Origin of the sequence: Mucilaginibacter gracilis, from assembly GCF_003633615.1 — a bacterium.
GTDB classification, from domain to species: Bacteria; Bacteroidota; Bacteroidia; order Sphingobacteriales; family Sphingobacteriaceae; genus Mucilaginibacter; species Mucilaginibacter gracilis.
In genome coordinates this window covers 2,854,144-2,879,613 of the sequence record NZ_RBKU01000001.1, presented here as the reverse complement: position 1 = coordinate 2,879,613, position 25,470 = coordinate 2,854,144, and the positions used below count along the sequence as shown (strand labels likewise).

22 protein-coding genes are annotated in these 25,470 nt (G+C 41.0%); 18 read left to right on the top strand and 4 right to left on the bottom strand.

What is annotated here, in order from left to right:
* Positions 1-30: 30 nt before the first annotated feature.
* Entirely contained in the window at positions 31-3,357 is a 3,327-nt protein-coding gene (locus BDD43_RS12305) for a TonB-dependent receptor (RefSeq protein ID WP_121197954.1), read from the bottom strand.
* 434 nt (positions 3,358-3,791) lie between these two features.
* Between BDD43_RS12305 and lpdA the strand changes: the two genes are divergently transcribed.
* The 5 genes from lpdA to BDD43_RS12280 all read left to right on the top strand — a co-directional run bounded on the left by lpdA (position 3,792) and on the right by BDD43_RS12280 (position 8,378).
* Complete coding sequence (gene lpdA / locus BDD43_RS12300; RefSeq protein ID WP_121197953.1) at positions 3,792-5,186, top strand: dihydrolipoyl dehydrogenase; 1,395 nt, start codon at positions 3,792-3,794, stop codon at positions 5,184-5,186.
* A gap of 130 nt (positions 5,187-5,316) precedes the next feature.
* A complete protein-coding gene (locus tag BDD43_RS12295; RefSeq protein ID WP_121201971.1) occupies positions 5,317-6,168 on the top strand; it encodes an MBL fold metallo-hydrolase in 852 nt (283 codons plus the stop codon).
* Positions 6,169-6,249: 81 nt separating this feature from the next.
* Entirely contained in the window at positions 6,250-7,083 is an 834-nt protein-coding gene (locus tag BDD43_RS12290) for a sulfite exporter TauE/SafE family protein (protein ID WP_121197952.1), read from the top strand.
* Between the two features lie 2 nt (positions 7,084-7,085).
* Positions 7,086-7,469 (top strand): DUF1634 domain-containing protein, encoded by a 384-nt coding sequence (locus BDD43_RS12285; protein WP_246001556.1) that lies wholly within the window; start codon positions 7,086-7,088, stop codon positions 7,467-7,469.
* A gap of 243 nt (positions 7,470-7,712) precedes the next feature.
* On the top strand, positions 7,713-8,378 hold the full coding sequence (locus BDD43_RS12280; protein WP_121197950.1) for a hypothetical protein: 666 nt from the start codon (positions 7,713-7,715) through the stop codon (positions 8,376-8,378).
* On the opposite strand, the gene BDD43_RS12275 is transcribed toward BDD43_RS12280, so the two are convergent.
* Positions 8,379-9,038 carry a phosphatase PAP2 family protein gene (locus BDD43_RS12275; protein WP_121197949.1) on the bottom strand — a complete coding sequence of 220 codons (660 nt, stop codon included), beginning with the start codon at positions 9,036-9,038 and terminating at the stop codon, positions 8,379-8,381.
* A 78-nt stretch (positions 9,039-9,116) separates the two neighbouring features.
* Between BDD43_RS12275 and BDD43_RS12270 the strand changes: the two genes are divergently transcribed.
* Together BDD43_RS12270 and BDD43_RS12265 are read left to right on the top strand one after the other, a co-directional pair.
* On the top strand, positions 9,117-10,832 hold the full coding sequence (locus BDD43_RS12270; protein ID WP_121197948.1) for an amino acid permease: 1,716 nt from the start codon (positions 9,117-9,119) through the stop codon (positions 10,830-10,832).
* Between the two features lie 30 nt (positions 10,833-10,862).
* Positions 10,863-11,117 carry a SemiSWEET transporter gene (locus BDD43_RS12265; RefSeq protein WP_121197947.1) on the top strand — a complete coding sequence of 85 codons (255 nt, stop codon included), beginning with the start codon at positions 10,863-10,865 and terminating at the stop codon, positions 11,115-11,117.
* A gap of 103 nt (positions 11,118-11,220) precedes the next feature.
* On the opposite strand, the gene BDD43_RS12260 is transcribed toward BDD43_RS12265, so the two are convergent.
* Entirely contained in the window at positions 11,221-13,185 is a 1,965-nt protein-coding gene (locus tag BDD43_RS12260) for a KUP/HAK/KT family potassium transporter (RefSeq protein ID WP_121197946.1), read from the bottom strand.
* A gap of 234 nt (positions 13,186-13,419) precedes the next feature.
* Between BDD43_RS12260 and BDD43_RS12255 the strand changes: the two genes are divergently transcribed.
* The 4 genes from BDD43_RS12255 (at position 13,420) to bcp (ending at position 16,792) form a co-directional block, all read left to right on the top strand.
* A complete protein-coding gene (locus tag BDD43_RS12255; protein WP_162847056.1) occupies positions 13,420-13,908 on the top strand; it encodes a T9SS type A sorting domain-containing protein in 489 nt (162 codons plus the stop codon).
* An 84-nt stretch (positions 13,909-13,992) separates the two neighbouring features.
* Positions 13,993-14,604 (top strand): fumarylacetoacetate hydrolase family protein, encoded by a 612-nt coding sequence (locus BDD43_RS12250; protein WP_121197944.1) that lies wholly within the window; start codon positions 13,993-13,995, stop codon positions 14,602-14,604.
* Positions 14,601-16,331, top strand: a complete 1,731-nt coding sequence (locus tag BDD43_RS12245; protein WP_121197943.1) for a M23 family metallopeptidase — start codon at positions 14,601-14,603, stop codon at positions 16,329-16,331. Before BDD43_RS12250 ends, BDD43_RS12245 begins: the two co-directional genes overlap by 4 nt.
* A complete protein-coding gene (gene bcp / locus BDD43_RS12240; RefSeq protein WP_121197942.1) occupies positions 16,331-16,792 on the top strand; it encodes a thioredoxin-dependent thiol peroxidase in 462 nt (153 codons plus the stop codon). The genes BDD43_RS12245 and bcp overlap by 1 nt, the downstream gene beginning before the upstream one ends.
* 78 nt (positions 16,793-16,870) lie before the next feature.
* Here the strand turns inward: bcp and BDD43_RS12235 are convergent, their stop codons facing one another.
* Positions 16,871-17,293 carry an EamA family transporter gene (locus BDD43_RS12235; RefSeq protein WP_121197941.1) on the bottom strand — a complete coding sequence of 141 codons (423 nt, stop codon included), beginning with the start codon at positions 17,291-17,293 and terminating at the stop codon, positions 16,871-16,873.
* Between the two features lie 192 nt (positions 17,294-17,485).
* Here BDD43_RS12235 and BDD43_RS12230 point away from each other — a divergent pair, with 192 nt between their 5' ends.
* From BDD43_RS12230 to BDD43_RS12200, 7 genes are all read left to right on the top strand, one after another.
* Positions 17,486-18,040, top strand: coding sequence for an RNA polymerase sigma factor (locus BDD43_RS12230; protein ID WP_121197940.1), 555 nt, complete (start codon positions 17,486-17,488; stop codon positions 18,038-18,040).
* Positions 18,041-18,084: 44 nt separating this feature from the next.
* On the top strand, positions 18,085-18,993 hold the full coding sequence (locus tag BDD43_RS12225) for a hypothetical protein (RefSeq protein WP_121197939.1): 909 nt from the start codon (positions 18,085-18,087) through the stop codon (positions 18,991-18,993).
* Positions 18,994-19,018: 25 nt separating this feature from the next.
* Complete coding sequence (locus tag BDD43_RS12220) at positions 19,019-19,537, top strand: hypothetical protein (RefSeq protein WP_121197938.1); 519 nt, start codon at positions 19,019-19,021, stop codon at positions 19,535-19,537.
* Between the two features lie 60 nt (positions 19,538-19,597).
* Positions 19,598-20,785, top strand: a complete 1,188-nt coding sequence (locus BDD43_RS12215) for an aspartate aminotransferase family protein (RefSeq protein ID WP_121197937.1) — start codon at positions 19,598-19,600, stop codon at positions 20,783-20,785.
* 419 nt (positions 20,786-21,204) lie between these two features.
* On the top strand, positions 21,205-23,481 hold the full coding sequence (locus tag BDD43_RS12210) for a glycosyltransferase family 4 protein (RefSeq protein ID WP_121197936.1): 2,277 nt from the start codon (positions 21,205-21,207) through the stop codon (positions 23,479-23,481).
* 141 nt (positions 23,482-23,622) lie between these two features.
* The gene (locus BDD43_RS12205; protein WP_121197935.1) at positions 23,623-24,630 is read left to right on the top strand and encodes a glycosyltransferase family 4 protein; all 1,008 of its coding nucleotides are present in this window, start codon (positions 23,623-23,625) and stop codon (positions 24,628-24,630) included.
* A 154-nt stretch (positions 24,631-24,784) separates the two neighbouring features.
* On the top strand, positions 24,785-25,378 hold the full coding sequence (locus BDD43_RS12200; protein WP_121197934.1) for a TetR/AcrR family transcriptional regulator: 594 nt from the start codon (positions 24,785-24,787) through the stop codon (positions 25,376-25,378).
* Positions 25,379-25,470: the final 92 nt, after the last annotated feature.

Genomic DNA, 25,470 nt, shown 5'->3' with positions numbered 1-25,470 from the left:
TTAAATTTTAGATCAATTTTATACTATTAATTAAAATTTATATTTTAAACCTAATAACAAGCTCCATGTAGTGTTGCTGGTCATATCCATATAGGGGTTAGTAACCAATTTACCGTTTAAGTTGGTATAAGTGTAAGTAGGTACGTTGTTTACGTAACCGTTAAACTTAACCGGGTTGGTAAAGGTTGTAGTTTGTTGTACACCCCAATACTTGTTTAGCAAGTTGGTAAAGTTTTGGATAACCGCGCTAAACTGCAAAGTATGTCTGGTTTTACCGGTTTGGATATAAACATCTTGCAAGAAATTCAAATCAACTTTATTAAACCATGGCACAAATGCTGCATTTCTTTGAGCATATTGTCCTCTATGGCTACTCAAGTAAGAACTGTTATTGATAAACTGATTCAAAGCCTGAGCTTCTTGTGCAGCTGTGTAAGTATAAGTTACACCGTTTACAGTAGCTGTAGTTGGAACAAATGTCAAATCATTAACATTCTTAGGAATGTACATTAAATCAGTATTACTGTTACCATCACCGTTTAAGTCACCATTAATAGTGTAGCTTATTGGTGTACCTAATGAGCCTGAATAGTATAAACCGAATGTAGTAGCACCGTGATTTAAGTAACGGATAGTGTATGATGCGTTAGCTACAACTCTGTGCGGAGTAAAGAAAGAAGAGTTACCTAATTCTTCCTCGTTTGATGTTCCGATATTAGGGTTACCTGAGTAAGTTGATGCTGCTGTTGAACCCAAGTTAGCGTTTACATCCTTAGCAACTGTATAAGTATAAGCAATTGATCCAAAGAATCCGTTTGCATAGCTTTTGCTCAATTGAGCAGTAAAGGCTCCTGTGTAACCATCGCTAGAGTTGGTTAACAAATAAATATTGCCCAGTGTTGGGTAAATTAACCTGTCGGTTGCAGCTACTGTTGCAGTACCTGTTCCTACATAACGTTCGCGAGAAAGGTCTCCCTCTTGTGTAAGGCCTGTAGCTGCACGTAAGTTAGCGTTAATATAACGGGTAGCATTAATATCCTTAGTATATAAGCCCTCTAAAGTTAAGTTATAACCATCGCCAAATGCTTTTTCTACAGCTAAGTTAGCTCTGAAAACTTGTGGGAATTTATAGTTAGGATCAATAACTACTGCACCCGAAGTTGGTACTGTAGTACCCGATGACGTTGGGAATGACCCAGGGAACTGAGCAGCAATGGTTGATGGATCACGAACCAAAGTGATTTGATTTAAGATTGCCTGACCTGCAGCTGTAGCGTTACTAACGTTTGAACCATTTTGTGGCATACCACTGTTAGTTGGCATGTTAGTTAAGTACACATAAGGAGTTTTACCTGTAAATACACCTGCACCACCTCGTAAAATTAAGGATTTATCATCCGCTAAATTCCACCTGAAACCTGCACGAGGAGAAAACAGGAAATGGTTTGAAGGCCATCTGCCTGTGTTATATGATTGCGTTCCACCATTTTTGTTTAACAATTGTAGTGCTGAAATTTGAGGATTTTCCGGTGGATCTTCAAGGTAAATTGGTTTATCGGCACGGATACCGTAAGTCAATTTAAAATTATCATTAACAGCAACTTCGTCCTGGATATATAAGCCTACTGTACCAACTTTTAACGAAGCCGAATAAGGTGCAGAAACACCTGGGGTTAAAGAGTAAGTATATGCAAAGTAAACAGGTGCTCTGTTATTCAAAAAATCATCTAACGAGTTGTAAGCGTAATAGCCCGCTGCACCTTGCATAAACTGGTTACCTAAATATTGGTAGTCATAACTAGCACCACCAGTAATGGTGTGTTTACCTGCATAAAACGTTAAGTTATCGGTAATGCTGGTTGTGTTGTTAATTACATCGTTATTTAAGGTATATGGATCGTTACCTGCTGTGATGTAGTTACTACCATTTTGAAAAATATCAATAGTTGGGAAAGTATCACCACCCGGGAATGAACGTTTAGTATCAGTTTGGGTAACTGCAAATAATAGTTGGTTTGATAATTTGCTGGTTATTGAACTGTTTAACTCTGCTGTATAAGTTCTAACCTTGTTTATAAAACCATAATTTGAGTTTTGAAACGAAAGCGACTGGTTACTATAACGAGCATATGGCAATGAACTTACACTGCCCGATTTGCCTGTTACTGTAAAGTTTGCACTGTTGGGTATAGACGTACCGTTTAATTGATTATCGGTAGTACCTGATAAATTGCTGTATTTTAACGTCAACTTATTTTTATCATTAATGTTAACATCTAATTTAGCCAAAAAGTTTTGATTGGCCGGAGCAAAAGCCGGGTAGTTATCATAAGCACCGGTAGAATAACCGTATTTTGACTGCAAGTAATCAGAAACTTTTTGCAGATCAGACGCTGTGGCTAAAGATACCGTTCCTATACCTGAACCATTGGTTGGCGAATATGCTAACCCTGGGGTTGTGCTCTTGGTGTTTTCGTAATTGACAAAGAAGAATACTCTGTTTTTGATGATCGGACCACCCAAGGTAAAACCATAGGTTTTGGTTGACGATTTTGCAAAGCTGCTCGAAATATCATTATCACCAATGCTTGTACCATTGTACGATTGGTTTTTGTAATAACCGTAAGCCGAACCTGTAAATGTGTTGGTACCGCTTTTGGTTACTGCGTAGATACCAGCACCTGTAAAACCAGACTGACGTACATCTACGGGAGCAGCGTTAACTGAGATCTCATCGTATGATTCGATAGAGATAGGCTGTGCACCACCACCTGGGAATGGATCAGTTGATAAACCAAAGCTGTTATTTAAGCTGGCACCATCAACCTGAATATTGTTTAACCTGCTATCACGACCTGCAAAGCTGTTACCATTTGCTAACGGGCTTAAACGTGTAAAGTCGGTAACACTACGGTTAATGGTAGGCAATGTTTGTAACATACGGCTGCTAATGTTAGTACTTGCACCGACTCTGGCAACATTGATTTCTTTTTTGTTGCTAATTGTTACTTCTTTTAAAGCTGTACCAGTCATATTCATGGTAACATTTAACAAAAACGGCTCGCCTAATTTTAGCACAATGCCGGTAAAAGTTTGTGGTTCGTAACCTATGTACGAAATAACCACTGTGTACGGACCGCCAACACGCACACCCGGCAATGTAAATTGCCCTTTAATGTTTGTGGTAGAAGTATAAGTACTTCCGCTGGGCGTATGTGTTGCCCTGATGGTAGCGCCGGGTAGAGTTTCTCCTTTGGAGTCTTTAATAATACCCGAAAAACTACTGGTAGTTACCTGTGCAAAAGCTGCTACAGAGGTTAGTACCGTAATGAATAAAATGAGTAAATGCTTCCTCATACTTGTCTGTTTAATCGTTTAAGTTAAAAAATGAATTATTATTCTCTGCAAATATACCTAACAGGGTATTAGCCATTGTTAAGTTAATGTTAACAATTCTTAAGTATTTCTCCACATATTTTACAATACCAACCGTTTAAAAGAGTACTTTATTGAAAAAAAAGCAATACAAAGGCAAAATAGCCTTAAATTTTAACGCTGCGAAAGTAATTTTCGTGGCCGTCAAATGGGCTGGCAGCGGTGCAGTCATAATTTATAGCATAGCGCAAGGTGCAGTATTTTACTTTTAATTAAATAAAATCACATAAAACGTAATGGCCCGGAGGCGGTTTTCTATCAATCTGTAATAAATCACATCAAGTCCATCATCGTGTATTTTCCATATCGGCGTTTTTATTTAGCTTTGGCCTAAATTGCAAAAACGATAGAATAATATGAATTATGATCTGATTGTTATCGGTAGTGGCCCTGGTGGTTATGTTGCCGCAATAAGAGCATCCCAGCTGGGTTTAAAAACTGCCATTATTGAGAAAGAATCATTAGGTGGCATTTGTTTAAACTGGGGTTGTATACCAACCAAAGCATTATTAAAAAGTGCCCAGGTTTTTGAATATGTAAACCATGCCGCCGATTACGGCATCAGGATACCAACTCCCGGCGTGGTTGATTTTGATTCGGTAATTAAACGCAGCCGCGGTGTTGCCGATGGAATGAGCAAAGGCGTTCAGTTCCTGATGAAGAAAAATAAAATTGATGTGGTAATGGGCATCGGCAAACTTAAAGCTAAAGGCGTAGTAACCGTTAAGCTTTTGGATGGCACCGAGGTTGAACATACCGCCAAACATATCATCATAGCCACCGGTGGCCGCTCGCGCGAGTTGCCTAACCTTAAACAAGATGGTAAAAAGGTAATTGGCTATCGCCAGGCAATGGTGCTGCCCCAAAAACCGGCATCTATGGTAGTAGTAGGTTCGGGAGCTATTGGTATCGAATTTGCTTATTTTTATAACTCAATTGGCACCAAAGTAACCGTGGTTGAGTTTATGGAAAATGTAGTTCCGTTAGAAGACGAAGATATTTCTAAGCAACTTGGCCGTAGTTTAAAAAAACAAGGCATCAACATCATGACGAGCTCTGTTGTTGAATCTGTTGATACATCGGGCAACGGCTGTAAGGTAAACGTAAAAACACCAAATGGCGATATTTTGATATTAGAGTGCGATGTTGTACTCTCGGCCGTAGGTATATCAACTAACCTTGAGGGCATTGGCCTGGAAGAGGTTGGTGTTAAAACCGACAAGGGCAAAGTTTTGGTTGACGATTTTTATAAAACTAATGTTGATGGTGTTTACGCCATTGGCGATATTGTAAAAGGACAGGCCCTGGCCCACGTAGCATCTGCCGAAGGTATTATCTGCGTTGAAAAAATTGCCGGTCAAAACCCCGAGCCGTTAAACTATAACAACATACCGGGTTGTACTTATTGCTCGCCCGAAGTAGCATCGGTAGGTTATACCGAAAAGGCAGCTAAAGAGGCCGGTTACGAAATTAAAGTAGGCAAATTTCCATTCTCGGCATCGGGCAAGGCCAGCGCAGCCGGAGCAAAGGATGGTTTTGTTAAAGTGATATTTGATGCCAAGTACGGCGAGTTTTTGGGCGCACACATGATAGGTATGAACGTTACCGAAATGATAGCCGAAGTAGTAACTGCCCGCAAGCTTGAAGCAACCGGGCACGAGATTATTAAATCGGTACACCCACACCCAACCATGAGCGAAGCCGTAATGGAAGCCGCAGCTGATGCGTATGGCGAAGTGATACATTTGTAGCCCCCCTGCCCCCTAAAGGGGGAGCAATAGGAGCACATAATTATTTGAGAACCCAGTTATTTAAGTATATACTGGGTTCTTTTAGTTTAAACATTAATTTTAATTCCCCCTTTAGGGGGTTATGGGGCTTATGAAACTATATAGTATCGAAACAGGTTTTTTTAAATTAGATGGCGGCGCTATGTTTGGTGTGGTGCCAAAATCGCTTTGGCAACGTACCAACCCTGCCGACGAAAATAATTTATGTACCTGGGCCATGCGCTGCCTGCTGGTTGAGGATGAAGGACGGTTAATTTTGATTGACAATGGCATTGGCGATAAACAGGATGCAAAGTTTTTAAGCCACTACCATTTGCATGGCAACGACACGCTCGATTCGTCATTAGCTCAACACGGCTTTACGCGTAACGATATTACTGACGTTTTTTTAACCCATCTCCATTTCGACCATTGTGGTGGTTCCATCATCCGCGAAGGCGATAAATTGGTGCCTGCCTTTAAAAACGCTACCTACTGGAGCAATGAGCAACATTGGAACTGGGCCATTTATCCAAACGAGCGCGAAAAGGCATCCTTTTTAAAAGAAAACATTTTACCTATTGCGGCAAGCGGCAAGCTTAAGTTTATTGACGTTACCGATGGTGTGCCTTTTACCAAAAACATCGTTATCCGTTTTGCATATGGCCATACTGATGCTATGATGCTTCCGCAGATCTATTACAAAGATAAAGTGATTTTATACATGGCCGATTTGCTGCCATCGGTTGGGCACCTCCCTATTCCTTATGTAATGGCTTACGATATGTTTCCGCTAAAAACTATGGCCGAGCGTAAGGCTATATTTGCCGAAGCAGTTGAGAAAAACTTCATCCTGTTTTTAGAGCACGATGCAGTTAACGAATGCTGCACCCTGCAACAAACCGATAAAGGCATCAGGGTTAAAAACACTTTCAAACTAATTGAGATAGATGAGATCGAATAGTTAACCTAAACGCAATAATCACATCCATATTGGGCAGCACCTGTAATTTATTGCTATTTTAGCCGCACATATACCTGCTGCATGTCTGTACTGTTGCTAACAATAATTATTTTGCTTGGGGCCTATGCCGCCGGCCTGGTTGGCTCGCTTACCGGCTTAGGAGGCGGGGTGGTTATTATTCCACTATTAACGCTGGTACTCCATGTAGATATTCATTACGCCATAGGCGCATCGCTGGTTTCGGTTATCGCAACATCATCGGGCTCGGCGGCAGCCTATGTTAAAGAAGGTATTACCAATATGCGCCTGGGCATGTTTTTAGAAATTGCCACCACCACCGGTGCAATAACAGGTGCAATAATTGCCAAATACCTACCCGTTAATTATATTGCTATCCTATTTGGCTCGGTTCTCATCTTTTCGGCCATCATGTCATTACGTAAAAAGGCCGAACGCGTTGAGCAATATAAAAGCAAGCTCGCTCAAAAACTAAAACTTAATAGCAGTTACCCTTCCGGCGATACTATAGTAACCTACGGCGTTAACAACGTGGCCGGCGGTTTTATCACCATGATATTTGCCGGTATCATGTCGGGCTTGTTAGGCATTGGTTCGGGTGCGCTAAAAGTTGTGGCTATGGATGGTATAATGGGCATTCCGTTTAAGGTATCAACCACTACAAGTAATTTTATGATAGGTGTAACAGCCGCAGCCAGTGCGGTAGTTTACTTGCACCGCGGTTATATAGACCCCGGTTTAGCAATGCCTGTTGTTATAGGGGTAATATTAGGTGCCTTTACCGGTTCAAAAATATTAGTACACGCTCAATCAAAAAAACTGCGTTACTTTTTTGCAGTAATTGTTACATTTTTAGCTGTGCAGATGATTTATAAGGGCATAAACGGCGACTTATGAAAATGCAAAAAAAACTAAACGATAAAGATATCGAACTGCTTATAGGCTCGCTATTGCGCTGGGGTGTGTTGCTATCCATGGTGGTTGTAATTATTGGTGGCTCGATATACCTGTACCGCCACGGACACGACATTAGCCACTATGATACATTTACCGGCCAGCCCGATTTTACCCGCCAGCTTAAAGCCATTTTTGAAGGCGTTATCAATATTCGCGGAAGGGCAATTATTCAATTTGGTATAATTTTACTCATTGCCACACCTATAACCCGGGTGCTGCTATCGGCAATAAGTTTCACAATAGAAAAAGACTATTTGTATCTCGGCATATCTGTTATTGTACTATCCATCATTACAATTAGCATGCTAGGTGGTTTTGGCGGGTAGGTACTTTTAGGTTAGCAATAAAGTTGGGCATTATTAAAAAATACAAAATCACAAAACACTGATTAATAAGGTTATATATCAATAACACTAACCCTTATCAGTGCCCTTTTCATCTCATTTCAAACTCCTTTTTTAACTTTTTAACACCTGTTTAATATACTATGGCACTATTAATGTAAAACCATATACGCCTATTAACCTTAAATAGCACAATTCATTTTTTTAAACTAGAAATAGAGAACAATGAAAAAGCTAATGATATTTTTAAGCGTGTTACTACTCATTAACCGAACGTATGCTCAAAAGCAATACTATTTAACGCCGGTAAAGTTAGATAGCTCGGTAGCGGTTTCTTTACCTAAAGAGTTTTCGAAAAATGCTGCTACCGGGCAACAAAGCTTTGTAGCAAACGGTGTATATGGGTCTTTTTTGGTTATACGCTCTGTAAACCCACCAGGTGGTAAAACGGTTAAAAACACTAACGGTTTAGATAACGTGTTTCAGGAGTACATTAAAAAGGTACAAACATCATCGGGCAACGGCACTGTTGTTAACGTGCGCGATACAACTATGGGTAAGTTAGCCGTGTGCGATTTTATTTTACAAACCGATACGGGCAGCGGTGTACAATTGCGCCACTTTAAGTTGCTATACACTAAAAATACAACTTACACTTTTGAGTATTTGTATGATGATTTCCGTAAGGATGAAGCTGATGGCGAAATGAAAGCGTTTTTCTCGTCAATCAAAACGGCTCCCGATTTGGACCGCGACGACCAATATATAGTTACCGCACAAAGCAGTCAACCCATTATTGTTAAAATAATTTTATTCGGTTTGATACCTTTAGCTATTATTATAGCCGTAATTGTGTTTTTAAGGCGCCGTGATACCATGACGCTTACCTAATCAGCGGGTTTTTATAAGGCCTTTGTTCCATTTTTCGGAGCGCAAAAATGCTTTATTATCAATCCAGGTAATCCAAAATACGGTTACGATAACGCCTATTGCCGAACCGCCTACAACATCCTCAAAAAAATGTTCGCTAAGGTACATGCGCGAATAGCCTACCAAAACAGCTAAAACAAAAAACACCAGCCCCCAGGTTTTCCTGGGGGTTATGTAGGTTAGTACCACCGCCGCCGAAAAAGCCGATACGGTGTGGCCCGATGGGAAGCTCAATGTTTCGAGCATTTCAACCCCTTTTACCAAATACATTTTGCTGGCCTCGGCTTTAAAGTAAATAACCGGGCGCGGTGTAGCTATAATGCGCTTTAACACCTGTGCTATTATGGAAGTTATAATATAACTTGTACCCATTAAAAACCCTTTGCGGTAATTAAAAAACAACAAGCCTATAGCTATTAGCACGCAAATAATACCATCGCCCATGTTTGTCCACAAGGCAAAAAACACATCTCCAAATGCAAAATGCCAGCTATTGAAGGTAAAATAAATTTGCGCCTTTGTATAAACTAAACCTATTACCAGGCAAATACCCAATGCTATAAGGTATGGAATAAACAAAAATTTGATCTGTTTTAAAACATCGAGTAGGCCTGTTTTCATGGGCGCAAGTTAATTAGATAAGCTTATTTATTCAATGCAAAAAAATCGTTATGTTTGGTTTTTAGCTAAATTTCAACAATGTCGAGCAATATATTTCGTAAAAAGTCTGTAGAACGAATTTTATCTGATGTAGCAAGTGGTTTCAGCGACGCTGAACACGGAGGCTCGGCATCCCATCTTAAAAAAGAATTAAACGTTAAAGACCTTACGTTGATGGGCATTGCGGCCGTGGTTGGCGCGGGTATATTTTCAACCATTGGCACAGCGGCGTTTAACGGTGGCCCCGGCGTATCTATTCTGTTTGTATTAACCGCAATTACCTGCGGCTTTTCAGCCTTGTGTTATGCCGAGTTTGCTTCCCGAATACCTGTTTCGGGCAGTGCATATACCTACGCTTATGCCTCATTTGGCGAATTGATAGCCTGGATAATTGGCTGGGATTTATTAATGGAGTACGCTATCGGCAACATTGCCGTAGCCATATCATGGAGCGAATATTTTGTTAACCTGCTGGAAGGTTTCCATATCCATATCCCCTCCTACTTAACTATGGATTATGTTTCGGCTTACAGGGCAAAATCTGCCATAGCCAATTTAGCTGCTCACGGAGTAACCGCTATTCCTGATGCGCTTAAATCGCAAGCTACAGCCTGGGCAACGGCACCCGGCATTGGTAATTTTAAACTTATAGCCAATATACCCGCACTTGCCATTGTATTTGTAATTACCTACTTAGTATATATTGGCATCCGCGAAACCAAGAAGGCTACCAATGCTATGGTTATTTTAAAGGTAGCCGTTGTTATTTTTGTTATTATAGCTGGTTTTTTTTACGTATCGCCGGCTAACTGGCACCCGTTTTTACCCAATGGCTTTAGCGGGGTAATGAAGGGTGTTTCGGGCGTGTTTTTTGCCTATATCGGTTTTGATGCCATATCAACCACCGCCGAGGAATGCGAAAACCCGCAGCGCGATTTACCGCGCGGGATGATCTATTCATTAATTATTTGCACCGTACTTTACATTTTAATAGCGTTAGTATTAACGGGTATGGTTAGTTATAAGGAGTTGCAGGTAGGCGACCCGTTAGCATTTGTTTTCCAACGCATTGGTTTAAAAAATATCAGTTACGTTATTTCTATCAGCGCAGTTATAGCAACGGCAAGCGTATTGCTCATTTTTCAATTAGGCCAGCCGCGTATATGGATGAGCATGAGCCGCGACGGCTTACTGCCCAAAGCGTTTTCGAGGATACATCCAAAATACAACACGCCATCCTTTGCAACAATAGTTACAGGCTTTGTGGTGGCTATCCCGGCTCTTTTTATGAACCTTACCGAGGTTACCGACTTAACCAGTATAGGCACCCTTTTTGCCTTTGTTTTGGTTTGTGGCGGCGTACTGCTACTACCACGCGAAGAAGCACAAAAAGGCCGCTTTCACCTGCCTTACGTAAACTCTAAATTTATTGCGCCTGTTATTTTTATTTTAGGTTGCGTACTTTTTTATCACAACTTTATAAGCCTGTTTGATTACAGCGGTGGCTGGGATTTATATAAAGACAAGCTGCCCTATTTTGTGTTTGTAATTTTAGCGGCATCGTTAACCATAGCTGCCTTTGTTAAAAATTTATCATTAATACCGGTAATGGGCTTACTAAGCTGCCTTTACCTCATGACTGAGTTAGGTTATACCAACTGGCTCCGCTTTTTAATTTGGCTGGTTATAGGCCTGGTTATTTATTTTACATATGGGTATAAAAACAGTGTGCTTGCTAAAGAAGCCCGTATTTAGGCTCATTCATCAAAAACACCTATCATTAAAATGAATTACATAACTATTATTGGTTATATGGCTGCATTTGGTACAACGGTATCATTTTTACCGCAAGCGGTTAAAACCATTCAAACTAAAGATACATCGGGCATATCATTGCTTATGTATAGCTTTTTTACGCTGGGTACGGCTTTATGGCTAACCTACGGCATCCTATCGCACGATTTGCCCGTTGCCATAGCAAACTTTATCACTATGCTGTTTGCCAGCGTTATTTTGGTTTATAAAATTAGGTATAAGTAATATACACGAAACTAATGATGTAAGCTACCCATACAGGTACATAAAACAAAAGAGCCCGAAGTAAAACTCCAGGCTCTTGTATCTTAATTATTGCATCTTGATTCTAACTCCGCATTCTTCTCTTCAGCTCTACGCTATCCGGGTCGGCTAATAACAAAGGCACTTTTTCAACCGTAACAAAACTTAGGTCGAGGCCAAAACTGCGTTCTTCGGATAAACTTGCCTTTTTCAGCAGAAAATAATAATTCATGATAGATTTTTCGTACAATGACAAATTGTGCGACCGCGACAGAATTTTCTCCAACACAATAAAACGGAAATCGCCTACTATTTTATGTTTGTTTAATGATGTGTAACGGCTTGTAATATCAACCTCGCCATTCTTAACCAGGTCTTCCACCACCTTACGGAACAATAAATTCACGCCCTGGTCAACACGGAAACCCAATTTAAAATCAACACGTATCAGTTTATTCGGAATTAAAAAATTTACGTCATATTCGCGTACATGCGGTTCGTCCATTACATTAACGTGTACCAGCCAGTAAACATCGGCACGTTTGGGTTGCTTTTGCAAAATAGAGTAAATAATTTTCGATTCTATTTCCGAATCAAAATTAGCACTCGTTAAATACACCAGTTGCGATGCATATTTAGGCACCGATTCATCATCGCTCAATTCTTTGATAATAGGATAGTAATCGCTTACTTCGATAAACTTAACATAGCGGTTACGTATGCGGCGCGCCGTGTGCCAGCACCACATAACGGAGAACAGTATAGCACCAACCGTTAAAGTAAACCAGCCACCGTGGGCAAATTTAACCATGTTACTGGCCAAAAACGTACCTTCTATTGATATGTAAACCGCTAAAAATATCCAGATGATATAAGACGGAAAGTTTTTGGCCTTCAAAAATTTAGATACCAGTATGGTAGTCATTAGCATAGCTAATGTGATACTTAAACCATAAGCGGCCTCCATACGGCTTGAGTGTTGAAATATGCCCACTACAACCAAACAGCCCGCCCAAAGTAACCAGTTAACGCTGGGTACATATAACTGCCCACGTTCGTTTGATGGATAGATGATTTTTAATTTGGGCCAAAGGTTCAATCTTACAGCTTCGGCAATGAGCGTGAACGAACCCGATATTAAGGCCTGGCTGGCAATGATAGCCGCTACGGTTGCAATACCTATGCCGTATATCAAAAACCAATCGGGCATAATTTTGAAAAACGGATTCATGTGTACTTCGTGTGTGCCTTCCATATGGGTAAGGTATTGGCCTTTTTGCATTATTAGCCAAGCACCCTGGCCCAGGTAGTTTAACACCAGGCAGGTTTTAACGTAAACCCAGCTCACCTGTATATTTGAGCGGCCACAATGCCCCAAATCCGAATATAGCGCTTCGGCACCGGTGGTGCATAAAAATACAGCACCCAAAATAACAAAGGCATTAGGGTCTGTAGCCAATAAATGGTAAGCGTAATAGGGATTTAGCGCCATAATGATAGATGGCACATGAACTATTTGTATAACACCCAAAACACCCATCATGGTAAACCAAATAAACATAATGGGCCCAAAACCCTTCCCTACGAAGTTTGTACCAAACCTTTGTATTAAAAACAAAAAGGTGATAATGGCCACAACAATATAGGTAGTTGGCAGATTGGGCCTAATTTCGTCCAGCCCTTCAATGGCTGATGATACGGTAATAGGCGGGGTAATTATACCATCGGCCAGGAGGGCGCAGCCGCCAACAACGGCCGGTACCAATAACCACTTGGCCCTTCGGCGCACTAACGAAAACAGGGAAAAAATACCTCCCTCGCCCTTGTTATCTGCCCGTAGGGTTATAACCACATACTTTAGGGTTGTTTGCAATGTTAACGTCCAGAATATTAGTGATATACCGCCAAATATCAGATCGGAATTGATGGCTTCTTTACCCACCAGTGCCGTAAATACGTATAATGGCGAGGTACCAATATCGCCATAAATGATACCCAGGCTTATTAAAACACCCGCTGCCGAGAGCTTACTAAAATTATTATGCGACATTTATTGTAAAAAAATAATATAATATTAAACTATTTAAGCTCTTTTGCGTATATATACGTAACAAACCATTTATGTATGATAGATTGCATTATTAATGCACAATGTTAAATAATGTTAAAACAAAACATGCAGATTAATAATAGTTAAACGCAAACAAGTTTTATTTATACTTTTGTAACCCAAACTACCCCGTATTTGATGACACGTTTTTACCGCTTTACATGCTCATTATTGATGTTTATCGCATTAGCGATATGCATGAATAATGCCCTTGCCGACGGTAAAATACCCCGAAAATCCGACACGACGAAATTAGTCAAAGTATTTACAAATAAAAACGATAAATCATATCTCAAAAACGGCATTAAAATACCCCTGCCGCCGTTAAAACCCGGGGTTACTGTTTACGGCGGCAATAGCTTAATTAACCGCAATTCGTTAAACAAATTTGACCAGGATAAGCTTTTAACCAATGTACAGGTTTTCCCAAACCCTATTACCGACCAGATAAACCTGCGCTATTACGTTACCAAAAACAGCAACGTAAGCATAAAAATAATGGACGTACTCGGCAACGAAGTAATTACCCTTTTTTCGCAAAGGGTTGATCCGGGCGAACAAAAATTTACCTTTAACCTCAACAACAAACTATCCAGCGGTTTTTATTTTGTGAGGATGGTAGTTGGCAGCGAGTCGGTTATCAAAAGAATATCCATACTGTAATAAACATTTTATACAAAGGCCGCCCGTTAATTAACATAGGCCCTTTAATTTTTTTAGCTTTGGCTGTAACTTTTTGCAAAACGCATGAAAATAATAGCCATAGGACGCAATTACGCCGAACACGCCAAAGAATTAAACAACCCCATACCCAGCATACCGGTAATTTTTATGAAACCGGATACCGCACTGTTAAAAGATAATAAGCCTTTTTATCATCCTGATTTTTCGGAAGATGTACATCACGAGATTGAGATTGTGCTTAAAATATGCAAGGAAGGTAAAAGCATCAGCGAAAAATTTGCATCGGCCTATTTTGACGAAATTGCTTTGGGTATTGATTTTACTGCGCGCGACATTCAAAGCCGGCATAAAGAAAAGGGGCTGCCCTGGGAATTAGCCAAAGCGTTTGATAACTCGGCACCGGTAAGTAATTTTGTACCCAAATCAAACTTTACCGATATGTACAATCTCAACTTCCATCTTGACATTAACGGGCAGGTTAGGCAAAAGGGCAGCACTCATGATTTGCTTTTCTCGTTCGAGCGCATTATCGCATTTGTTTCGGGATACATCACTTTAAAAAAGGGCGACCTGATATTTACCGGCACACCTCCGGGCGTATCAAAAGTAAGTATAGGCGACCACCTGGAAGGCTATCTGGAAAACGAAAAACTACTTGACTTTTATATAAAGTGATCCTAAAATACCATCTCATCTTCCTTTTTTCAATTGGCATTGCCGTGAGTACCTGCGCACAGGATATTGTGCAAACTCATACCTATCCCAAAGATTTTTTTCGTTACCCTTTAGACTTGCCCCCTACTACGGCGGGTACCTTTGGCGAATTGCGATCTAACCACTTCCACTCCGGGCTCGATTTTAAAACCAACCAGCGTACAGGCTACCCAGTGCATGCAGCTTTTGATGGTTACATATCAAGGCTGCGCATTCAATACGGTGGCTTTGGCCGCGCGGTTTACATTACCCACCCCAACGGCTTTACCACCGTTTACGGGCACCTGGAACGTTTGGCACCCGAACTTGCCAAAATTGTACACGATTACCAGTACGAACACCAAACCTATGAGGCCGATATTACGTTGCTTCCTTTTCAGCAAAATTTTATAAAGGGGCAGGTATTTGCCTGGTCGGGCAATGCGGGCGCATCGGCAGGGCCGCATGTTCATTTCGAGATCAGGGATGCCATCACCGAGCAAACTATTAACCCGCAACTTTTTGGTTTATCCATTCCGGATAAAATACCGCCAACTATTAGCGGCTTATACGCCTACCATTTAAACGGATTACCTTTTAGCGAAAAAACAGCTAAGGAGTTTTATCCGGTTGCAGGTTCGGGTGCTGCGTATCGTTTGTTAAAATCTTCGGTGATTAACCTAAGCGGCGATATTGGTTTCGGCATTATGGCTACCGACCGTAACAGCACCTCCATGAATAAAAACGGCGTTTATTCTATCCAGCTAAAAGTTGACGATAAGTTGATATATACCTTTGCCGTAGAGCGTTTTGCGTTCGATCAAACCCATGCCATTAATGCCCATATTGATTTTCCCGCATTTTTAGCAACGGGCCGCGAAATACAAAAGAGTTTTATTTTGCCGGGCAATAAAATATCGGTTTATCCGCAACAGGTAAACAGGGGCATTATAACTTTTAATGATGATGCAATACACAACATTGAATACGTAGTTAAAGATGTTGCGGGCAATACATCAACTTTAAAATTTAAGGTAAAATCAAAACCAGCCGAGCCGCCATCATCCCAAAAACCACCGGGGGTATTGTTTAAATACAACCAGCAGAACGATTTTAGTTTTGATAAGGCACGCGTAATTATCCCGCAAGGCAACCTTTACGACGATTTGTATTTTAATTACGCTGTGCTGCCCCGGCATCCCGGCGCATATTCAGCCACCTATCGCATACATAACCGCTTTACGCCCATTCATGATAGCTTTGAACTTTGGATTAAGCCCGATAGTAACATTGGCGCACTGGCTAATAAAGCTGTAATTGTAAATACAGCCGGTGGCTCGGAAGGCGGCCTGTACGAAGGCGGCCTGTACGAAGGCGGCTTTATTAAGGCGCATTGTAAAGGCTTCGGCGATTTTTTTGTGCGGATTGATACCGTGGCGCCCGTTATTTACCCGCTTAACATTACCAATGGCAAAAATATGGCAGCAGCTAAAACCATATCGTTAAAAATGAGCGATAATTTATCGGGCATAAAATCGTACAACGGCAAGGTAGACGGGCATTGGGTTTTAATGGAACTGGATTATAAAACCAAAATTTTAAGCTATACCTTTGACGAAAATGTAAAGCCCGGCAAACATGTGTTTACTTTAGCTGTTGCTGATAACAAAGACAACCTTTCACTATTCACCGCTAATTTTTACCGATAATGGCAATTTTAAAAGAAGGCGACAAAGCCCCCGATTTTACTGCAAACAACCAAAATGGCGAAACCATTTCGCTATCAAATTACCTGGGCAAAAATGTGATACTCTATTTTTACCCTAAAGATGATACCCCAGGCTGCACCGCCGAAGCATGCAGCTTCAGGGATAATTACCAATCGCTTTTATCGCAGGGTTTTGAGGTTATTGGTGTTAGTACCGACGACGAAAAATCGCACAAAAAATTCGAAAGCAAATACAATCTGCCCTTCGCCCTCATTGCCGACCATGATAAAACCGTGGTTGAAGCCTATGGTGTTTGGGTTGAAAAAAGCATGTACGGTAAAACCTATATGGGTACCGCCCGTACCACGTTTTTAATTGGCCCCGATGGCATCATTAAAAATGTAATTAGTAAGGTTGACACCAAAAACTCGTCGCAGCAGATATTAGATCTGTTAAGTTAATGATTGAAGGATTGAGTGATTGAAGGATTGAATGTTTTTGATTGGCTTTTCCATTCAATCACTCAATCCTTCATTCATTCAGTCATTGTTATAAATCAGTACAAAAGTGCCACCAACTATCATTGCGGCACCAATTGCCGATTTCCAGGTTAAGCTTTCGCCTAAAAACAAAACAGATAATAAAATGGCCAGGGCAACGCTTAATTTATCTATCGGTGCAACCTGCGATACCTTCCCCAGTTGCAATGCCTTAAAATAAAATATCCATGATAAGCCGGTGGCACAGCCCGAGAGGATCAAAAAAGTCCAGTTTTGTTTGGTAAGGTTGCCTATGGCATGTTCGCCGCCCTTTACCAAAACTATGGCCCAGGCCAAAAACAAAATAACAACGGTGCGTATTGCGGTAGCCAGGTCGGTATCAACCCCTTTAATACCTATTTTAGCAAAAATAGCCACAAGGGCCGCAAAAAAAGCCGAGAGCAAAGCGTATATCCACCACATAATTTTATTTTAATTGTTAAATTTAGCCAAACAATATGTAGATAATCTGATTATATTGAGATAAACTATTGACGCTGCATTAAAGTTTTTACTTTAATTGGCAAATTAAAAAGCTATTGCAAAGCAGATAACATTATTATATTTGTGTGTTACAAAAGCTTTGATAGCGTTTAAAAAAACCAACAAAATTACATGTCTAACCAGGTTGATGATGCAGTTATACTGGAAAAATTCCAGGATGAGAGAACACGGAACGAGGCATTTAACCTGTTGCTCAAAAAATATCAGCAAAAAATATATTGGCACATCCGCCGCATGGTAGTTAACCACGACGATGCCGACGATCTTGTTCAGGATGTTTTTATTAAAGTATGGAAAAGCCTGCTAGGTTTCCGCAGCGACGCCCAACTTTACACCTGGATGTACCGTATTGCCACTAACGAATGTATTACTTTTTTAAACCGTAAAAAGTTAAAAAATAACATTCCGCTTGATGATGTATCGCACGAACTTGCCGAATCGTTAGCCGATTCGAGTTACTTTGATGGCGACAAGGCACAGCTTAAATTACAAAAGGCATTATTAACGCTTCCCGAAAAACAAAAACTCGTTTTTAATATGAAATATTATGACGAAATGAAGTATGAAGAAATGTCGGAAGTGCTGGGAACAAGCGTTGGCGCACTCAAATCGTCGTTTCATTTGGCAGTGAAAAAAATTGAAGCATTTTTATTAGCAGAAGACTAATTTAGATTAAACCTTTTGCCAAAAAAAACATCTATACCCTGGTAATGAGTGAAGAGAGAGAAAATATGGAATGGTTAAATGAGTACCCTATGCTAAAACAGCTTAGTGCTGTTAATGCTTTTAAGGTACCGGCTAACTATTTTGAGGAAATGGAGGGGCGTATAATGGATGAAATTAAATTAGCACAGTTAAAACAAGCCTATCCGCAGGATGGCTTTGTTTTGCCCGCAAATTATTTTGATGAATTAACACAAAACATTAATAGCCGGATAGGCATTGATGAGGTTTTAAATAACGGCAAAGGTTTTACCATTCCGGAAGGTTATTTTGAGCAGCTTACAGGCAATATTGAGAGCCGCATTGCGGTTGATGAATTATTAAATAAAAGCCCTGGCTTTACCGTTCCGGAAAACTATTTTGACCAGCTTACCGGTGATATAGAAAGCCGCATAGCTGTTGACGAACTTTTAAATTCCGAAGCTGGTTTTAACATTCCGGAAGGTTATTTTGAGCAACTTACGGGCAATATTGAAAGCCGTTTAGCCGTTGAACAATTTGCAGATAACGAAAAAGGTTTTATAGTTCCGGAGGCATATTTTGAAGGCTTAGAGGCCCGTATAATACAAAACACCATCAATGTATCGGCACCGGCACCAACAGGCACTGCTATAGTACGTAAGCTTTGGACCACAACCGCGTTTAAGTATGCTTCGGCGGCGTGCTTTTCGTTGATTGTAGGAGCCGCTGTTTTAACCAGCGAGTTTAATGATACAGCGATACATAACCGGTCGGACTTGCATAAAGCGTTATCCAAAATTTCAAAGTCGGATATGGAAAATTATTTGGAACTCAACGGCGATGCTTCTACCATTATGGAAAATGCAGATCCTAATAGTTTAACTGCTATTTCAACTGCCGATGCTGATGATAGCACCACGGACGTATTAAATTAAATATTGGTATAATTAACACACACTAATGCGTTACCTAACTGTTATATTTTCATTTTTTGTTAGTTTGGCGGTTTACGGTCAGGCGGGAGATACGCCACCACGCGAAGATCACCGGCTGCAACAACAACGCAGGGAAGTACCAAAAGAAAACCGGGCCGATAAGCCAAACCGAGGCAATAATGTACCCAATGCGCTTAACAGGGTAAAATTGATTAAAACTGCATATATTACCAAAAAGCTCGATTTAACACCCGAACAATCCAGCAAGTTTTGGCCATTATACAATGAGTATCAGGAAGAAATGTTTGCCGTGCAAAAGCAGATACGCCTTAATAACTCGCCATCGCAAACTAATGGCAAAGACCAGGTTTTAAACGAATTATTATTAGAAGATAAAAAAACCAACATAAAACGGCGTTATGCTAACGAGTTTATGAAAATATTGCCTCCAGAAAAAGTAAGCCTGATTTACAAAAGCGAAAAAGACTTTCAGGACGAGATACTGAAACAATTTAGAGAACGAAAAAACGAGGCAGGAAACTAAAAACTATAATTTAAAATAACAAAGGCTCCGGTAATGCGGAGCCTTTGTTATTTTTGCGGTATGACAACCCTGAGGCAGCTTTTTTTAAACCATAACGCGCAAACTACACATTTCCCGCTTTTACTTGAGTTTGAAAGCGCCAGGGGCGTTTATATATATGATAAGCAAGGGAAGCCTTATCTTGATTTAATATCGGGCATCGGCGTAAGCAACATCGGGCACTCGCATCCAAGGGTAATTGAGGCCATCACTCAACAGGCCGAAAAATACATGCACCTCATGGTATATGGCGAATATATACAGGCCCCGCAGGTTAAATTTGCCGAAAAACTGGCTTCCTTACTACCCCTGCAACTTCAGTGTACTTACTTTGTTAACTCCGGCTCAGAAGCTATTGAGGGCGCCCTAAAACTGGCCAAACGATATACGGGGCGCAGTAATATTATTGCCTGCAAAAATTCGTACCACGGCAGCACACATGGCGCTTTAAGCGTTATGGGTAACGAAGTGTATAAGCAGGCTTACCGCCCCCTGCTCCCCGGCATTCAATTTATTGATTTTAATGATGCGGCACACCTGGAGCAAATAACTACCGAAACTGCCTGCGTGTTAATTGAAACCATACAAGGCGAAGCAGGCATACGCGTGCCCGATGTGGCTTATATGCAAGCACTAAGGCAAAGATGCACCCATACAGGTACCCTGCTTATTTTAGACGAGATACAGGTTGCCATGGGCCGCACAGGTAAAATGTTTGCCTTTGAGCATTTTGGTATTGTGCCCGATATTTTGGTATTGGCTAAAGCTTTAGGCGGCGGTATGCCTATAGGTGCGTTTGTATCGTCGGCTCAAATAATGGATTCGCTGCGCGAAAACCCTATTTTGGGGCATATTACCACTTTTGGTGGGCACCCGGTTTGTTGTGCCGCCGGTTTAGCCGGATTGGAGGTTTTGTTTAGCGAAAATTTAATTGAGCAGGTTAAACAAAAAGAAGCCCTGATGCGTGCCCTTTTGGTACACCCTGCTATACGCGAGGTACGTGGGAAGGGCCTCATTATGGCCATTGAGCTTAAAAACTTTGAGTTTAACAAAAAAGTGATAGACCGCTGCATCGAAAACGGTGTAATTACCGACTGGTTTTTACACTGTACCAATTCTATGCGCCTGGCCCCCCCTTTAATTATTACCCATGATGAGTTAACAATGGCCTGCAATGTTATTTTAGAGGCCTTGGATTATTATTCGTGATAAAAAAGTTACAATGGCGCAAAATATCTATAATCAAAATACCCCCCTATGGCATACCCTGCTATTTTTAAGTGTTGATTGGGCAACAATTTTGGTAGTTATTTTGGCGCTGGTTTTAATTGGCTATCTACTCAGGTGGTTTATTTATCTGCTAAAAAAGCTATTCAATTAATCCTTTTAGCCGGTTTCCCCGGCGTAGGCCTAATGTTTTGATGCAAGCAATCATTGCATCAGCTCGCTTCCTATCATTATCCTATCCTTGGCATCAATTGGGCTTTTAGGTGCCGTCCAATTAATACAATGGGCACAGCAAATTGATTGGTGTGTTCCATAAATTGCCCCGCCATGGGCATTGCTGCCAAACAAAGCTACTTAATTGCTGTTATTCCATCACACTATCTAAAACACATATACTTTGTATGCGCATTGCTTATATATCAACGTATCCGCCGCGTGAATGCGGTATAGCAACATTCAATCAAAATTTGGTAGGAGCTGTTAACTCCAATTTCACAGGTAAAGATGCGCTTACACAAAGCGGTTTTGTTGTAGCCATTAATGATTCTGAAACTTTAAAAGAATACGAATATCCGGAAGAGGTTAAATTTATCATCAGGCAAGACCACCAAAAAGATTACATACGGGCCGCCAATTACCTTAACACCAGTAACGCCGATGTTTGCATAATGGAGCACGAATTTGGTATTTATGGCGGCGAAAGCGGCATTTACATACTACCGCTCATCAACAGGCTCCAAAAACCGCTCATAACCGTGCTGCATACCGTACTGCGCGAACCCAGCTTTGTGCAAAAAATAATTATGCGCGAAATTGCCGATCAATCGGCCAAGGTAATTGTAATGAGTAAGCGCGCCATTGAGTTTTTAATTGATATTTACGAGATACCAGCCGAAAAGCTACAAATAATTGAACATGGCGTACCCGACCTGGAAGCCGACGAAAAAAACGAGCTTAAAAAACTACCTGCCTTTAAAAACCACAGGGTGCTATTCACCTTTGGGTTAATAAGCCGCAATAAGGGCCTCGAAACTGTAATTAGGGCGCTCCCGGCTATAGTTAAGCAAAACCCCGATGTTATGTATGTTATTTTAGGTAACACTCATCCCGGAGTTTTAAAAAATAACGGCGAGGAATATAGGGATAGTTTAAAACGGCTTGCAAACCAATTAGGAGTAAGTAAAAACATAACCTTCATCAATAAATTTGTATCCGAAGAAGAGTTGTTTCAGTACTTAACTGCTGTTGATATTTACATTACTCCTTATTTAAACGAAGCACAAATTACCAGTGGCACCTTGTCATACGCAATAGGCGCGGGTGCAGCCGTGGTATCAACACCTTATTGGCATGCTACCGAGCTTTTGGCCGACGACAGGGGCCGGATATTTGATTTTAAGGATGACGAGCAATTAGCCGCCATTGTTAACGATTTATTAGGCAACAGCGAATCGCTTACTCAGTTGAAGCGTAACGCCTACAATTACGGTTTGCATTTGCGCTACCCTAAAATTGGAGCCGAATACATTAAGGTATCTCAGCAAGCTTTGGCAAGGCATGATAATACAGAGAAAAACTTGGCAAGTACTATTGTTGACCCCGAAATTATGCCACGCTTTAGCCTCGACCACGTGCTGAGGTTAACCGACGATACCGGCATAGTGCAACATGCTAAATTTGGCATTCCTAATTTAAAAGAAGGTTATTGTTTGGATGATAATGCCCGCGCCCTTATTATGGCGCTAATGGCCTACCAGCGCAACAAAAGCCCCGAAGCCTTAAAATTACTGCCTATTTACCTCAGTTACATCCATTACATGCAAACAGAGGATGGTAACTTTCGCAATTTTTTAAGTTTTAGCAGGCAGTATCTTGATGATATAGGTTCCGAAGATTCTTTTGGCCGTACCATATGGTCGTTAGGGTATTTAATTAATTGTGCCACTAATAACTCTTACCGTGAGTTTGCTGTTGAGATATTTCACAAGGCGGTGCAACAGTTTAAAAATTTGTATCATTTGCGTGGCCTGGCTAATACCATTATTGGCGTGGCACTATACCTAAAAGTATTTCCGGCAGATGAAGGCATGCTTAACGAGATGAACAGGCTAACCACGCCATTGATGGATTCGTACGCGGCACATCACGACGAAGAATGGCACTGGTTTGAAGAAAAAATGACCTATGATAATGCCATATTACCCTTGGCTTTAATGCATGCCTGCGAAATTACAGGCGACAGCAAGGTTAGAGAAGTAGCCCTGGAATCGATGGCGTTTTTAGATAAACTTACCTTGAGTAACGGTTACCTTACCCCTGTTGGCAACGAGGGCTGGTATCACAAAGGCGGCGAGTTTCCGCTTTACGACCAGCAAGCTATAGAAACCATGGCTATGGTGCTCATGAACTTCCAGGCATACCAAATATGGCACAAACCCGAATACATTGAAAAGATGTTTGCCTGCTATATGTGGTTTTTAGGAGAAAACACGCTTCGCGCCCCCTTGTACGACCATGAAACCAAGGGCTGCTGCGATGGTATTTTGCCAACAGGCATAAACCGTAACCAGGGTGCCGAAAGTACACTGGCTTATTTAATTAGTCACCTAACGGTATTAAAAGCCTTTGAGTTAGAGTATGAGTATCATAAATATGGGCAAACTATTCAGTTGTGCTAATCAATAACATTAAAAAATCGGTTCGGAGAGGTATTGATTATTAAATGGTGATATGCTGCTTTTTATCAACATATCACTACCTTACGCCAACCAAAGGCCATTTCCGCAGCAAGCGGGCATAACTTAAACCTGTATAATTTTATGAAAATAGCTGTACTTGCACCCGTAGCATGGCGAACCCCGCCCAGGCATTATGGCCCGTGGGAACAAATAGCATCAAACATTGCCGAAGGCATAATTAACTTAGGCGGCCAGGTTACCTTATTTGCCACCGGCGATTCTATCACCCAGGGTAAGCTGGCTTCTGTTTGCGAAACTGGTTATGCCGAAGATAATACCCAGGATGCCAAAGTGCTGGAATGCCTGCACATCAGCAACGTAATGGAGCGCGCCGGTGAGTTTGATATCATCCACAATAATTTTGATTTTTTGCCCCTCACCTATTCAAAGCTTATTAAAACACCCATGATAACCACCATTCATGGGTTTTCGTCGCCGCGGATAATTCCGGTTTATAAAAAGTATAACCATAATTCGCACTATGTATCCATCAGCAATGCCGACCGCAGTGCCGATCTTCGCTATCTGGCTACGGTTTACAACGGGCTTGACCTGGATGCCTTTAGCTTTAACGATTCGCCCGATGATTATTTACTATACTTTGGCCGCATACACCATGACAAAGGTACAGCCGAGGCTGTTGAAATAGCCATAAAGAGTAAACGCCGCCTAATAATTGCGGGCATTGTACAAGACGAAAACTATTTTAAGCAAAAAGTTGAACCGCACTTAAACAAACAGATACAATTTATTGGCCATGCCGGGCCCGAAAAACGGAAAGAGTTGTTGAGCAATGCAGCGGCACTGTTGCACCCCATTAACTTTAACGAGCCTTTTGGCATGAGCGTGGCCGAAGCCATGATTTGCGGCACTCCGGTAATTGCATTTAATAAAGGCTCGATGCCCGAACTAATTAAAGATAAACAAACGGGTTTCCTGGTTAATACCGTTGACGAAGCTGTTGACGCCGTTAAGCAAATTCCGCGCATAAACCGTTACAACTGCACCCAATGGGCCAAAGACAATTTCTCGAAAGAGAAAATGGCGAGTGATTACTGGAGCCTTTATCAAAAAATAGTTAATAAATAGCGCGGGTAACAATTAGGTTTATAAATTATTATGTGGCCAAGTTGCCATGTTTTTTTAAACCCTACGTTCAATTTTACATTTCTATGTAGATTACAAATCACTTATCGCTGTACATTTGCTGAACGGTGTTAAATAAATTTACACCGTATTAAACATGGCAAGCAAGGATAGGATACTACGTTTGAAAGAGGAAACCAGAATAAATATTCTGGATGCTTCGCTTCAAATTGTAAAGGAAGAGGGATGGCAAGCATTAAGCATGCGCAAAATTGCAGATGTTATTGAATACACCGCACCGCTCATTTATGAGTATTTTGCTAATAAAGAAGCTATTATACTGGAACTTACGCGAAAAGGTTTTTTATTGCTGTCGCGGGATATGGAGTTGGCAAAAAACCAACATCAATTACCGGCCAAGCAACTGGAAGCAATGTGGCTTGCCTACTGGAACTTTGCCTTTGCCGAAAAAGAATTATACCAGGTAATGTTTGGCGTTAATACCAATTGTTGCGAACTGGCCAAAATTATCCCCGAATCGGAAGTACCATATAATTTGATAGCCGAGGTGATAGAGCAAATAATGAACAAGCCTACTGAAGATGAGGTATGCACAAAATATTTCACCTTTTGGTCGGTAATACACGGCCTCATATCAATTAATCTTTTAAAGCGTGGCCGGTCTGACGAGATGAACCATGAGGTACTCATAACCGCCATTAATGGCATAACACGGTCGCTAAACGACTAAACAATACCCGGCACCTTAAAAAATGCAAGCCATCACTGCGGTTGCACTTTAATGAGCCAATTACATTCAGAAACAAAATCGAACATAATCAT